Origin of the sequence: Gilvimarinus xylanilyticus, from assembly GCF_024195295.1 — a bacterium.
In the GTDB taxonomy this organism is placed as follows: Bacteria; Pseudomonadota; Gammaproteobacteria; order Pseudomonadales; family Cellvibrionaceae; genus Gilvimarinus; species Gilvimarinus xylanilyticus.
The window spans coordinates 2,021,577-2,033,776 of the sequence record NZ_JAMFTH010000001.1 but is presented as its reverse complement, the minus strand read 5'-3'; the positions used below and the strand labels follow the sequence as shown (position 1 = coordinate 2,033,776).

Below are 12,200 nucleotides of genomic sequence, written 5' to 3'. Positions count from 1 at the left end.
AAAAGCATTGCACAAGATAATAAAATGGTGGGCGGCATTATCCGTTTGTATGTTGGGCCTGCCTGCGCTGGCCGATTACAGCAAAAGTCCCGAGGCGGATGCGTTTATTCAGATGATGGCGGAAAAACATCAGTTTGATGCCGCGCAATTGCGGGCACTGTTTGCGCAAGTGGATAAGCAAGACACCATTTTAGAGTTGATTGCACGGCCGGCGGAAAAAACCAAAACCTGGGCCGAGTACGGCAAAATATTTCTCCAGCCCGCGCGAATCGATGGCGGAGTAACATTCTGGCGTGACAATCGCGATGCTCTGCGCCGGGCGGAGCAAGAGTTTGGTGTGCCCGCCGAGTACATTGTGGCGATTATCGGTGTGGAAACCTTGTACGGCCGTATCACGGGGTCACACCGGGTGATGGACGCCCTGAGCACCTTGGCTTTTGACTATCCCCCTCGCAGTCCCTTTTTTACCAGCGAGTTAGAAAACTACCTGATTTTGATGCGCGAGCACGGCAAGGACCCGCTGATAAACAAAGGCTCTTACGCGGGCGCCATGGGCTATGGTCAGTTTATGCCCTCCAGCTACCGCCACTACGCGGTGGATTTTGACGGCGATGAGTGGCCGGATATCTGGAATAACACCACGGATGCCATTGGCAGTGTCGCCAACTACTTCGCCGAGCACGGTTGGCAGCGGGGCGCTTTCGTGACGGTGCGGGCGCGTCCCCCGCAAACCATTCCAGCTCTGCCCAAGCCTATTGATAAACCCGAACAAACCGCCGCCCACTGGCAGGATTTGGGCTTTGCGCCCGTGCAATCGGTGCCCGCCGATGCGTCCGCGTCAGTCATTGAGCTACAGGGCGTTCGTGGCGCTGAGTACTGGTTGACCTTTAATAATTTTTACGTCATCACCCGTTACAATCGCAGCGCCATGTACGCAATGGTGGTACATCAGTTGGCCCAGGGAATTTACCGTCAGATGCGTCCAGAGCTGGAGTCCGAGGATGATTAGTATCAAGCCCGTATTCGGCTGGGTCTTACTGAGTGCTTTGTTGATCAGCTGTTCCTCTAATAAGCCCAGCTCGCGCTATGACATGGATCAAGATAAGGGGCCGGATCGCCCCGTGGATATGTCCCATGTGCCCGATGCCGTGCCCAAAGTGGAGCCCCGCACTCGGGCGGGCAATAAAAACCCCTATACTGTTTTGGGTAAAACCTATTATTTAATTGAGGACGAATCCAGCTACAAAGAGCGGGGTTATGCCTCTTGGTACGGGGAAAAATTTCACGGTCACGATACCTCCAATGGCGAGGTGTACGACATGTACGCCATGACCGCCGCCCACAAGACCCTGCCTATTCCCTCGTATGTGCGGGTGACGCATTTAGAAAATGGCCGCAGTGTGGTGGTAAGGGTGAATGATCGGGGGCCATTTCACGAAGGCCGCATTATCGATTTAAGCTACGCCGCTGCGCAGCGCTTAGGCATTAGCCAAACGGGTACCGGCCCGGTAGAAGTGGAGATTGTGATGCCGGGCGATACCCCGCCGCCACCGCTCAAGCCCGACGACCGTCCGGCTAGCCAAGCCGACGGCGTCTACTTACAAGTGGGGGCGTTCAGCTCCCGCCAGTCCGCCCAGGCGCTACAGCGCAAAGTCGCCTCGGCCACCGGCGAGCGGGTGTTTATCAGTGAGTTTATGGCGGCCAAGGCGCTCTACCGGGTGCGTATCGGCCCCCTGGCTAACCAGCAAGCTGTGACCCGCGTTCGCGCGCGTTTACCCGAGGCTGGTGTATATTCCAGTCACGTCGTGCAAGACTGACGCGTCCCTTTGGGGTAAGATATTTCGCTGTTATCCACCAACCAGATTAGATATTTCATGTTTGCCAAAACTATTGCCGTCATCGCCGCCCTTGTTTTTACGCTTTCGGCCAGCGCCCAGCAGGTGCTTATTCCCGCACCGCCGCAGCTGGCTGCGACCGCTTATTTATTGCTGGACGCCGAAACCGGCGAAGTGCTGGTGGAGCACAATGCCGATCAGCAGCTGCCGCCGGCCAGCCTTACTAAAATGATGACCAGCTATATTGTGACCAACGAGTTGGATCACGGCCGTTTGGCCGAGCAGGATATGGTGAACATCAGCGTGGCCGCCTGGAAAATGGGCGGCTCGAAAATGTTTGTTCGCGAAGGCACCCAGGTGCCGGTGATCGATTTGCTGCGCGGGGTGATTATTCAGTCGGGTAACGACGCCAGTGTGGCCTTGGCTGAGCATGTCGCGGGGGGCGAAGATGCCTTTGCCGATGTGATGAATCAGACGGCCAAGCTGCTGAATATGAACAACACCCACTATGTGAATTCGACCGGCTGGCCCGCCGAGGGACACCTGACCAGTGCCCGCGATCTGGCGTTACTGGCCAAAGCAATTATTGAAGATCACCCCACCTATTACCCGCTGTACGCCGAGAAATACTACGAGTACAACGGCATTAACCAGCCCAACCGCAACCGCTTGCTGTTCCGCGACGAGTCGGTGGACGGTTTAAAAACCGGGCACACCGAGGCGGCGGGCTACTGCCTAGTGGCCTCGGCTCAGCGCAGCGATATGCGTTTAATCTCGGTGGTTATGGGTACCAGCAGCGAAAACGCGCGCGCCGCTGAAACCCAGAAACTGCTGGCCTATGGATTCCGCTACTTTGAAAATGCCACTGTGTACAGTGCCGGTGACGAGCTGGAGACCGCGCGCATCTGGTATGGCGAATCCGATCAAGTGGCTCTCACGGTCGCCAAGGATATTCGCTTAACCATTCCCCGGGGCAGTCGCGGCAGCATTGAAGCGAACTTGCAGCTGGGCGAAACCCTTAAAGCACCGGTCACCGCCGGTCAGCAACTGGGTATGGTTACCTTGACCTTAAACGGTGAAACCCTGGCCGAAGTGCCTGCGGTGGCCGTCGAGGCTGTGCCGGAAGCCGGATTTTTCGCCCGGATAATCGATGCCATTAAGCTGTTTATTAAAGGCCTGCTGAGCTAAGCACACGCCTAATTCTGATATAATGCGGCCTTATTACATTGTGTTGAGGCCGCATGACTTCTCAAGAACCTCCCAAAATTGAATTTCCCTGTCCCGACTACCCTATTAAAATCATGGGTGAGGCGGGCGATGCCCTGCAGACCCTGGTAATAGAGGTAATGACTGCCCACGCCCCGGGATTTGATGCCGAGCGTATTCGCATTAAAGACAGTGGCAAAGGCCGCTGGCAGTCGGTTACTGTGTACATCACCGCAACCGGTGCCGATCAGTTAGAGGCGATTCACCGGGATCTTAAGGCCCACCCGGCCACCAAAATCGTGCTGTGATGAGCGAGAGCACGATTATCGTGCGCCAGTTGGGCGTGCGTGATTACCAATCGGTTTGGCGCGCCATGTCGGATTTTACCGACCATCGCGATACCGACACCCCGGATGAACTCTGGCTGGTGGAGCACCCACCGGTCTTTACCCAGGGCCAGGCGGGCAAGCCTGAACACTTGCTGGCGGTAGAGGGCATTCCCCTGGTGCAGACCGATCGCGGCGGCCAGGTGACCTATCACGGCCCAGGCCAGCTGGTGGCTTACCCGCTGTTGAATTTGCGCCGCTACAAGCTGGGGGTGCGCGATCTGGTGACTCTGCTGGAATCCACCTTGGTAACGCTGTTGGCCGATTACGGTATCGACGCCTACGCCAAGCCCGATGCGCCCGGTGTCTATATTGACGGTGCCAAGATAGCCTCGCTGGGTTTGCGGGTGCGCCGTGGCTGCAGTTTTCACGGTCTGGCGCTTAATGTGAATATGGATTTAACCCCCTTTGCCCAGATTAACCCCTGCGGTTATGCCGGATTGGCTATGGTGGATATGGCCCGCCTTTTACCCAAGGCGCCGGCTATCGCCGACGTCGGTGACGGGCTTGTCGCGCACCTTGTACAGAAAGTGGGCGCCAAAACCGGTATAATACCGGCCGCTGAATATTCCCGGGGTGAGATCCACCCCTGAAACCTGCGAGTTATCTATGACCACACAGACTCCCGAGATAGAACCGGTAAAGCGAACCCGCCGCCACAAGCAGGGGGAGAAGCTGCGCGATGCCGACAAGGTAGAGCGTATTCCGGTAAAAGTCATTGCCTCCGATGCGGTCGAAACCCCGCGTAAACCCGACTGGATTCGGGTGCGAGTAGCCGCCTCGCCGGAAGTAGACCGCATCAAAAAGCTGCTGCGTAAAAATAACCTGTCGTCGGTGTGCGAAGAGGCCAACTGCCCCAACTTGGGCGAGTGCTTCTCGGGCGGCACGGCCACCTTTATGATCATGGGTGATATCTGCACCCGTCGTTGCCCCTTTTGCGATGTGGGCCACGGTAAGCCCAACCCTCTGGACTCCCACGAGCCGGTGCACCTGGCCGAAGCCATCGCCGAAATGCGCCTCAAGTATGTGGTGATCACCTCGGTGGATCGCGACGATTTGCGCGACGGTGGTGCGGGTCACTTTGCCGATTGTATCCGCGAGGCGCGCGAACGTTCGCCCAAGTTACAGGTAGAGATTCTGACCCCGGATTTTCGCGGCCGTATGGAGCCCGCGCTGGATATTCTGGAAAAAGAGGCGCCGGATGTGTTTAACCACAATCTGGAAACCGTGCCGCGCCTTTACCGTCAGGCCCGCCCGGGCGCCAACTACAAGTGGAGCCTTAAACTGCTGGCGGAATACAAAAAGCGTCGCCCCGATGTGCTGACCAAATCGGGTCTGATGGTGGGCCTGGGTGAGAGCAAAGAAGAAATCTTTGAGGTGATGCGCGATATGCGCGATCACAACATTGATATGATCACCATCGGTCAGTACCTGCAGCCGTCTAAAGACCATTTGCCGGTTGACCGCTATGTGCACCCGGACGAGTTTGCCGAGTACACCGAGCTTGCCAAAGAGATGGGCTTTACCCACGCCGCCTGTGGCCCCTTGGTTCGCTCCAGTTATCACGCCGATAAACAGGCCCACGGCGAAGATGTGCAGTGGTTTGACGTTCAGGCCTAATGGCCGTCTCCCCAAAGTCTCCTCTGCGGGTTGAGCCCCTGGCGGCTCAGCCCCAGCATTTGCCCCTGGTGGCGCGCTGGCATCATAGCGAGTGTTTGCGTCAGGGGCTAACCAGCCTTTACTCGCGCCGCTTAGAACGACTTAAAGCGCATTTGGCGACCGAGCCGGGTGTGCCCCGTACTTGGGTTGCGAGCATCGACTCACAGGTTATCGGTTGCGTTAGTCTGATTAGCTATCACGTCAGTACCGACATTGGCCCTCCTGCGGTGGATGTGCCTTTGTGGTTAAGCAACCTCTATGTCTTACCGGAACACCGGCGGGCGGGGGTGGCGCAAGCTTTGATGGCGAGTGTGTTCGATTGTGTGCAAAGTTTGGGGCATAACAGTGTCTGGCTGATCGCTCGCGAGCACACCGAGTTTTATCGCAAACGCCAGTGGCAGAGCGTGCGCCAGGCGCGCATCGCTAAACAATGGGTGACTGTGATGCGCCGAGGTATTCCCTAAGCGCGGCCGCCCGGTCGGTAAAGCAGGCATCGACCCCCAGGCTTTGCAGCTCGCGCCAGTCGTCGGCGGTATTGGCGGTGTACACCCAATGTTGGTACCCGCGCCGCTGAATGTGGCGAGTGAGTTCAGGTTCCAGTAACTCTACCGAGGTGTTAATCGAGTAGGGTGCCAGCGTTTCCAGGCTGGCGCCATAATCCAGTGGTAAGCTGGCGATTAGAGGCGCGCGCTTGATCTCGGGCATCAGCTTTTGGCAAACAGCCAGCTCATGGTGGTTAAAACTTGAAATCACAATATGCTCGGCGGTGATTCCAGTCTCCCGGGTGAAGGTGTTTAACACCTCGCACAAATGTTCGGCTCCGCCTGAATTTTTTAACTCAAGGTTTAATAAGCAGCGATCTTTAACGGTTTCCAGAAGCACCGGCAGGTCGGTGAGTGGTTCGCCGTTAGGGTGGCGCAGTCCGGTTAGCTCGCCGTGGCTTAACGCGCTTAAGCGGCGGTGCTCGCCCGGCCAGAGACTGTCGTGGGTCATCCAGAAACGGCCGTGATAAAACCACAGATCAACCTCAATGCCATCGACATCCAGCGCCAGCGCGGCCGTCACGGCGGCTAGGGTATTTTCCGGGGTAGTGGGGCCCGCGACTCCGCGATGGGCAATACAGCGCATAACAGTCCTTGGCTTAGGGGATGAATTAGTGCCAACACAGGGCTGGCTGCTGGTAGTATAGGCCGTTGTTGAGTCTTCGTGTACAGGTGAATAATGTTATTCAAGATCGCTTTAGTGTCCGCCGTTGTGGTGTTCTTTTTACTGATGTCGCGTCTGCTCGATCGCGTGGTGGTCGAGTTGGCCCGCAAGCGCGCCGTGACCGAATACCGGGTTGAATACATCAATAAAATCACCCACTTCGCGCTGTTGTTTTGCGCGGTGGTGGTGGTTTGCCTGCTGTTGGGGTTGGGCTATGGCGATGTATCTTTGTTTTTGTCGTCGATATTTGCGGTGGTGGGGATAGCGCTGTTTGCCCAATGGTCGATTTTGAGCAACATTACCGCCAGCGTGATTATCTTTTTCGGCTTTCCCTACCGAGTGGGGGATCGCATTCAGGTGCTGGACCCTGATGCTCACTACTATGGCGTGATCAGCGAAATCACTATGTTCCATGTAATTGTCCGGATGGACGATGGCAATACGGTTACCTATCCTAACTCGCTAATGTTGCAGCGCGCGGTAATGAAAATTGCTCCCGGCGCGCTGCCGCCCTCGCGCGATAACGGCGAGGATTAATCGAGCACTTTTACAATCGCGTCGGCCAGATAGGCGAGATTATGGGCGTTTACTCCGGCCACATTGATACGGCTGTTGTCGGTCATATAAACGCTAAACTCGTTTTTCAGGCGGGTGACTTGCGCGACGCTCAAGCCCAAAAAGCTGAACATGCCCGCCTCGCGGGCGATAAAATCAAAACGCTGTTTGTCTTGGCGGGCATTAAGTTCGCCAACAAGTTGTTCGCGCAATCCGGCAATGCGTTCGCGCATCCCCGTTAATTCGCTCTTCCACTGAGAGCGAAGCTCGGGGGTGTGGTAGACCAAATCCACAATGCTGGCGCCGTGCGATGGCGGCATAGAGTACAACCCCCGGGCGATGCTTAACGTCTGGCTCAGCACCGCTTGGGCCTGAGTGGCGTTTGCGCTGACGACACTCAAACTCCCGGCGCGCTCGCGGTACAGCCCCAGATTTTTAGAAAACGAGGTGGCCAGCACCAGCTCGGGCAGGGTGTCCGCCAGTAGCCGCACCCCGTAGGCATCCTGGTCTATGCCTTGGCCAAAACCCTGGTAGGCCATATCGATAAACGGCGTAAAGCCTTGCTTGCTGGCAAGCTCTGCCACTGCCTGCCACTGGCTTTGACTCAAGTCGGCGCCGCTGGGGTTGTGGCAGCAGGCGTGTAAAAGCACCAAGTCATTTTCCCCCGCCTGTTGCAGGGTTTCCATCATGGCGTCGAAGTCGATGCGGTGTTCGGCAAAGTTGTAGTAGGGGTATTCTTTTAAGCGCAGCCCAGCACTGGTTAGCAGCGGGACATGGTTCGCCCAAGTGGGGGTGCTGACCCAGATAGTGGCGTCGGGATTGGCGTGGGCAATCAGCTCGGCGGCCAGGCGCAGGGCGCCGCAGCCGCCCGGGGTTTGCACCGTGCCTACGCGCTTATCGGTAAGGGCTTGATGCTCGCGGCCAAAAGCCAGCTCGGCAGCGGCGCGGTTGGCGCCGGTAATCCCGGCCGGCGGGGTGTAGGATTTGCTGGTTTGGGTTTGCAGCAGTTGGGCCTCTGCCTCGGCGACACACTGCAACACCGGGGTATCACCCGCCTCGGTTTTATAGACTCCCACGCCCAGGTCGACTTTTTTAGGGTTGGTGTCGTTTTGGTAGGCGGCGCTCAGGCCCAGAATCGGATCGGGTTGCAACTGGGGTAGGTGGTCTAGCATGACGGCTCCTGAACAAGAAAGTTAGCGGCAGCGGCAGATAATACCAGCAAATTCAGGTGTCGAGTTTATCGGATAGGTTTTTCAACCCTTGCGACTCGATTTGGCCGCTCTGATATACTCGCTTTCTTTTTGATCGGAGTTTGCATGTCCAAATACTGGAGTGAAGTGGTACGCAGCATTGAGCCCTATGTGCCGGGCGAGCAGCCGCAAATCGAAGGGCTGATTAAGCTGAACACCAACGAGAGCCCATACCCCCCTTCACCCAAGGTAGCCGAGGCGATCACCCAAAACCTGATTAGCCGCCTGCGCTATTACCCCGATCCCAATGCCGTCGGCCTGCGCGACTCGATTGCCCGTTATTATCAAATTGACAGCAATTGTGTGTTTGCCGGCAATAGCTCTGACGAAGTGCTGGCGCAAACCTTTATGGCCTTCTTTCAGCAGGACGAGCCGATTCTCTACCCGGATATCACCTATGGTTTTTATCCGGTGTACTGCCAGCTGTTTGGCATCAAAGCCAAACCGGTACCGCTGGATGAGAACTTCGCGGTCAATCTGAGCGATTATAATCAGCCCAACGGCGGCATTATTTTCCCCAACCCCAATGCGCCCACGGGGCTGGAAACGCCCTTGCAGGCCATTGAAACCCTGCTGCAGAACAACTCGGATTCGGTGGTGGTCGTGGATGAAGCTTATGTCGATTTTGGCGCAGAGTCTGCGGTCGCGCTTATCGATCGATATCCCAATTTGCTGGTGGTGCAAACCTTTTCCAAGTCGCGTGCCCTGGCCGGTATGCGGGTGGGTTTTGCGATGGGGCAGCCGGTGTTGATTGAGGCGTTGGAACGGGTGAAAAACTCGTTTAATTCCTACCCGCTGGATGCTATAGCCCAAGCAGCCGCTACGGCCGCCATGGACGATGTGGGCTACTTTACCCAGTGCCGCGACAAAGTGGTCGCCACCCGCGAGCGGCTTACCCAGGTTTTGCAGGACAAGGGGTTTAGCGTTTTGCCCTCCAAGGCCAATTTTGTTTTGGCCAAGCCCCCGGCCAGCCATGGGGCGGCAGATTTGGCCGCAGCGCTGCGTGAGCACAAAATTTTAGTCCGCTATTTTGCCAAGGCACGCGTCAGCGATTATTTGCGGATTAGTATTGGTTCTGACAGCGAAATGGATCAGTTGATTGCTACCCTGGAAGCTCTGGGTCTTTAAGCATGCTTTTCCCCGCGGCGCAGATTTAGGGAGCCTCTGATTAAATCCCCAGCGGTCTCTGCGCGAGTCCAAAACGTTCACTCCGCAAGGCGCGCTTCGCAGGTAATGGCCATAGCCCTTGGCAAGAAGTGCAACACAGCGGATGGACGTTTTGGCCGCGCCCTTCGGGGCTTGCAGAGCTTTCCGATCTCTGCGTTGGCTCACCTCACCGGGCCGTCAGCACGCCATCGGCTCGCCGCCTTGACCTCGAAAAGCTCTGTAAGCCAGAGGCCACTGGGGACTTAATCAGAGGCTCCTTAAAACGGGCGCTCTCCTTCGGCGGCGTCGGCGCATCCTGGGCCGCTAATAACCCGACAATCGTAATTGCTGGGTTATTTGACGTAACGCCCTTTTTTACGGGCGCGCTTAAGATTCGGTTGGTTTTGCATGCAAAATGACCTTTGGGGCACGTTATGTGTGCGTGATTTCTGATCGAATTTGGGTCGAAAATACAAAAAAGTCAATGAAGCTTGCCTAAAAACTAGGTTTCTAATAAATTGCGGTTATTAGGGTGGCGGTTGCCCACACAACTCTGAGGTCGTCGGGTCTGCGATCTAGCCTCAGAAGGTGGCACTGCTTTGGCGACAGCACACCGACTGCTTTGGATGAGTATGCAAGCAACACCGGGCGCTGCAGCGCTGATCAAAAAGTATCAGCAGCTGTGTAAGCGGTTAAACCACAAAGAGATTGCAGAGCGTTTGGCTTCTTTACTGGCCTCGCGCAAGCACATCCGTCGTGTGGCTTTGGTGGTGCGCGATGCCTCTGGGCTATCGCTTGAGGCGCTGGCGCTGCGCAACGCTCGTGGTGAGTTGGATGTGCACGGCTTATCGACTCCTCTGGCGCAATCGCGCAATTTGCCTATCAGCTTTATTCAGCAAAGTTTTTCCCTTCCCGAGCAAGCTTTTTTAGGTGCCGCTGAATGCGGTCGGCGCAATATTGCCAGCGCGGCGATCTATCCGATTGACGAGTGTGGTGACAGCATAGCGGCCTACTACATTGAGTCGGAGCTGCCCGAGAGTGAGCTGACAGCTGAGTTAAGCCACGCAGAGCCCCACTGGCTGATGAGCTCTTTAGTGGTAAGGCAGCTGTTAGACCGCAAGGACTTTGACGCTCAACTAGAACACGCGCGCACTGCGAAAAAGGCACTCTGGGCCAGTGAAACCTACCTAAACGCAATTTTAAAGTATTCGCCCGCGCTGATTGCGGTGAAAGATTTGAATGGCAATGTGGTGATGGCCAGCGAACACTACAAACAGCTGGCGAATATTGGTGAGGGTTCTCTGGTGGGTAAAAACGCCTATCAAATTTACCCCTCTGAATTAGTCGAGTCCTTAAAGTCGGTTGAGGCGGCGGCGCTGGATCATGGCAAGCCCTTTGAAACCGAGGTCGAGTTGCTGCACAAAGACGGCAGCTTGCATACCTACTTAATGGTCAAGTTCCCTTTAAGCGATGAGAGCGGCGATAGTTTTGGTGTGTGCACTATCTGCACCGATGTCTCCGATCGCAAGCTGGCCGAGAACGCCCTGCGAGAGCAGCAGTCGCGTTTAAATTACATGGCGTTTCACGATGCCCTGACCTCGCTGCCCAACCGTTCGCTGTTCTACGATCGTATTCATCACGGTCTGGCCCGCGCTAAACGTTCCGAGTCGCAGCTGGCCTTAATGCTGTTGGATATAGATCGTTTTAAAAACATTAACGACAGTCTGGGTCATGACTCGGGTGATTTGTTGCTTAAGTCGATTGCCGCACGATTGAATGAATCGGTGCGGGATATGGATACGGTAGCGCGCCTGGGTGGCGACGAGTTTGTGGTGCTGCTGGAAGGATTGCACGATTTGGATGATGTGCGCTTTGTGGCGAATAAACTCCTGGCGCAGCTGGCCCGTCCGATGGAAATTGCCGGCCACGATATCTCTATTACCGCCAGCATAGGCATCAGCGTCTTTCCCAACGATGGGGAGCAGGCCGACGAATTGCTAAAGAACGCTGATATTGCTATGTACAAGGCAAAAGAGGCGGGCAAGAATAATTGTCAGTTCTACGCCAAGGGTATGAGCGCCTCGGCGGTTAATTATCTACTGCTGGAAAACGACCTGCGCCGTGCGATTGAACTGGAGCAGTTAACCCTGCACTATCAACCGCAGTTTGATCTGGCCAGCGGTTGCCTCACTGGGGTCGAGGCACTGGTACGTTGGCAGCACCCCGAACGGGGCCTGGTATCACCGGCGCACTTTATCCCCCTCGCCGAAGAAACCGGGCTCATAGTGCCTTTGGGCGAGTGGGTGCTAAGAGCTGCCTGTGTACAGCAGAAACAATGGATAGATGCGGGCTTAAACGTGCCCCGGGTGGCGGTTAATTTATCCACTCGGCAATTTCGTCAGCGCGACTTTCCCGGTAAGGTCGCCAGTGTGTTGCGCCACTCCGAGCTGCCCGCCGAATACTTGGAACTGGAAATTACCGAAAGTTGCGCCATGGAACATGCGGGTGAAACCATCAACCAGCTGAATCAGCTGAATCAGATGGGGGTGCAGTTATCCATTGATGACTTTGGTACGGGCTACTCATCGCTGGCTTATTTAAAGCGTTTTCCTTTGGCAAAGCTTAAAATTGACAGCAGTTTTGTATTTGATTTGCCCCTAGACCAAAATGATGCGGCCATTGCCCGATCGATAATCGGCCTTGCTCACAATATGCAGTTAACCGTGGTCGCCGAAGGGGTCGAGAAGGTGCATCAGGCCGAATGGTTGCTGGCCGAGGGCTGTGACCAGGCCCAGGGCTTTTTGTATGCTAAACCGTTACCCGCGGATCAGTTTGAAAGCCACTTTAATCGCGCGGGTGAATTTGACCTTAATAATAACGTTGTCACTATGCCGAGCCTTGCTTAGCCGCAGTAACGTTATTCATCCTATTTTTTTGCCGTGGTCATCCCTGTGTGA

12 protein-coding genes are annotated in these 12,200 nt (G+C 55.8%); 10 read left to right on the top strand and 2 right to left on the bottom strand.

Annotated features, from left to right (window positions below):
- The first annotated feature begins 7 nt into the window (after nt 1–7).
- From mltB to M6D89_RS08820, 7 genes are read left to right on the top strand one after another with little or no spacing between them, the layout of a single operon-like run.
- Nucleotides 8–1,009 carry a lytic murein transglycosylase B gene (mltB, locus tag M6D89_RS08850; protein WP_253967652.1) on the top strand — a complete coding sequence of 334 codons (1,002 nt, stop codon included), beginning with the start codon at nt 8–10 and terminating at the stop codon, nt 1,007–1,009.
- Nucleotides 1,002–1,817: a septal ring lytic transglycosylase RlpA family protein gene (locus tag M6D89_RS08845; RefSeq protein WP_253967651.1), complete on the top strand. Its 816-nt coding sequence runs from the start codon at nt 1,002–1,004 to the stop codon at nt 1,815–1,817. Before mltB ends, M6D89_RS08845 begins: the two co-directional genes overlap by 8 nt.
- A 57-nt stretch (nt 1,818–1,874) precedes the next feature.
- Nucleotides 1,875–3,023, top strand: coding sequence for a D-alanyl-D-alanine carboxypeptidase family protein (locus tag M6D89_RS08840; RefSeq protein WP_253967650.1), 1,149 nt, complete (start codon nt 1,875–1,877; stop codon nt 3,021–3,023).
- Between the two features lie 53 nt (nt 3,024–3,076).
- Nucleotides 3,077–3,349, top strand: coding sequence for a YbeD family protein (locus M6D89_RS08835; RefSeq protein ID WP_253967649.1), 273 nt, complete (start codon nt 3,077–3,079; stop codon nt 3,347–3,349).
- Nucleotides 3,349–4,020 carry a lipoyl(octanoyl) transferase LipB gene (lipB, locus tag M6D89_RS08830; protein ID WP_253967648.1) on the top strand — a complete coding sequence of 224 codons (672 nt, stop codon included), beginning with the start codon at nt 3,349–3,351 and terminating at the stop codon, nt 4,018–4,020. The genes M6D89_RS08835 and lipB overlap by 1 nt, the downstream gene beginning before the upstream one ends.
- Nucleotides 4,021–4,036: 16 nt before the next feature.
- On the top strand, nt 4,037–5,047 hold the full coding sequence (lipA, locus tag M6D89_RS08825) for a lipoyl synthase (RefSeq protein WP_253967647.1): 1,011 nt from the start codon (nt 4,037–4,039) through the stop codon (nt 5,045–5,047).
- Nucleotides 5,047–5,550, top strand: coding sequence for a GNAT family N-acetyltransferase (locus M6D89_RS08820; RefSeq protein WP_253967646.1), 504 nt, complete (start codon nt 5,047–5,049; stop codon nt 5,548–5,550). Before lipA ends, M6D89_RS08820 begins: the two co-directional genes overlap by 1 nt.
- Here the strand turns inward: M6D89_RS08820 and M6D89_RS08815 are convergent.
- Nucleotides 5,510–6,214 carry a glycerophosphodiester phosphodiesterase gene (locus M6D89_RS08815; protein ID WP_253967645.1) on the bottom strand — a complete coding sequence of 235 codons (705 nt, stop codon included), beginning with the start codon at nt 6,212–6,214 and terminating at the stop codon, nt 5,510–5,512. The two genes, M6D89_RS08820 and M6D89_RS08815, sit on opposite strands and share 41 nt — an antisense overlap.
- A gap of 93 nt (nt 6,215–6,307) precedes the next feature.
- Here M6D89_RS08815 and M6D89_RS08810 point away from each other — a divergent pair, with 93 nt between their 5' ends.
- Nucleotides 6,308–6,829 (top strand): mechanosensitive ion channel domain-containing protein, encoded by a 522-nt coding sequence (locus tag M6D89_RS08810; protein WP_253967644.1) that lies wholly within the window; start codon nt 6,308–6,310, stop codon nt 6,827–6,829.
- Here the strand turns inward: M6D89_RS08810 and M6D89_RS08805 are convergent.
- A complete protein-coding gene (locus M6D89_RS08805) occupies nt 6,826–8,019 on the bottom strand; it encodes an amino acid aminotransferase (RefSeq protein ID WP_253967643.1) in 1,194 nt (397 codons plus the stop codon). The genes M6D89_RS08810 and M6D89_RS08805 overlap by 4 nt on opposite strands.
- Before the next feature lie 144 nt (nt 8,020–8,163).
- Between M6D89_RS08805 and hisC the strand changes: the two genes are divergently transcribed.
- Both hisC and M6D89_RS08795 read left to right on the top strand, forming a co-directional pair.
- Nucleotides 8,164–9,225, top strand: coding sequence for a histidinol-phosphate transaminase (gene hisC, locus M6D89_RS08800; RefSeq protein ID WP_253967642.1), 1,062 nt, complete (start codon nt 8,164–8,166; stop codon nt 9,223–9,225).
- Nucleotides 9,226–9,875: 650 nt separating this feature from the next.
- Nucleotides 9,876–12,149 (top strand): putative bifunctional diguanylate cyclase/phosphodiesterase, encoded by a 2,274-nt coding sequence (locus M6D89_RS08795; RefSeq protein ID WP_253967641.1) that lies wholly within the window; start codon nt 9,876–9,878, stop codon nt 12,147–12,149.
- Nucleotides 12,150–12,200 lie beyond the last annotated feature (51 nt).